We start from the raw sequence: 1,053 nt of genomic DNA on the forward strand, positions 1-1,053 counted from the left end.
GTAATCGCCTTTGAGGTGATAAGTATTCTCCTCGCCAAGCAAGGATAAGGCAGAGCCTAAGTCTTGCGTGTAGTGGGTCAAACCAAGGCCGAGAGTCGTTCCACTTTTGTCTGCCGCGAATGAGGTTGTCGTGATAGCTGCCAGAACTAGTGAGATAATTGTTTGTTTCATTTGGTCAAATCTCTGCTTTCATGGCCTAGTGGCCATTAAAAAACCCAGACGTGCGAAAGCCTCGTCAGGGACGATTTAGGAAGAGATTCAGTTTGTTGTTATTGATTGGCCGAAAGGCTCTGAGGGAGAGGGGTAACGCGTTAGATATAGAAGAAGTGTGTAAGTGCGATCATTCTATAGTTAAAGTCCTGCCTGCCCTTGGAACAAACTAAATCCCAAGGTAGACCGCTCTTTGTGGATAGATTTTAGCTGTGGACATTCCCAGTCTGCGACTGTGATTGGGGTATAAATACCAGCCAATTCTTGTCCGATCGTTAAGTTCAACATGCGTGTATCCAATAAATCCGTAAGTGTTTCTTTTGATTTTCGATAATTAAATATCAAAAATTAAGAGGCAAACTTATAGGAAATGCTCTGCGTAAACAAGTGGAACGACCCAAGCAATAGGTGATTCAACTCACAATAATCCAAAAACATCCTTAAAAAACACACCACTTACAACTTCAATTTAACACTTAATTTTCGATGAGAAAAAATGAAAGATAAAAAAATGGGCTGTTCAAACCCAAGCCGAACAGCCCAAAAACTAACTCAAGAAGAGCGATTCCGAGTTACAAATCTAATGAGATTAGAAGGTAACACGGCTAGCGAAATTCTGTTGTAAGTGCCTGTAAGCTCAATGCTTACTTTCTCCCAAGTACATAAACGCAACCCATAAAAAAAGCTCCACGATCAGCGTGGAGCTATTCACTTTAAAACGGATTATCTCATCATCAATGGGTTAACCGACAAACGAGATATAGCCTTGTAGGATAATCAGGTTCACGATATCGATAAAGAACGCGCCCACAATCGGCACTACCATAAAGGCTTGTGGCGATG

General features: G+C 41.6%; 1 protein-coding gene. It reads right to left on the bottom strand.

Annotation, left to right across the window (positions count from 1 at the left end):
* Positions 1 to 351: 351 nt before the first annotated feature.
* The gene (locus KIV40_RS30835) at positions 352 to 498 is read right to left on the bottom strand and encodes a hypothetical protein (protein ID WP_285353098.1); all 147 of its coding nucleotides are present in this window, start codon (positions 496 to 498) and stop codon (positions 352 to 354) included.
* Between the last annotated feature and the right edge of the window lie 555 nt (positions 499 to 1,053).

It is taken from the genome of Vibrio sp. D173a, from assembly GCF_030248475.1.

Bases quoted from the DNA above. Each gene is read 5' to 3' on its own strand.
- KIV40_RS30835 (WP_285353098.1), bottom strand. From the start codon at position 498: ATGTTGAACTTAACGATCGGACAAGAATTGGCTGGTATTTATACCCCA.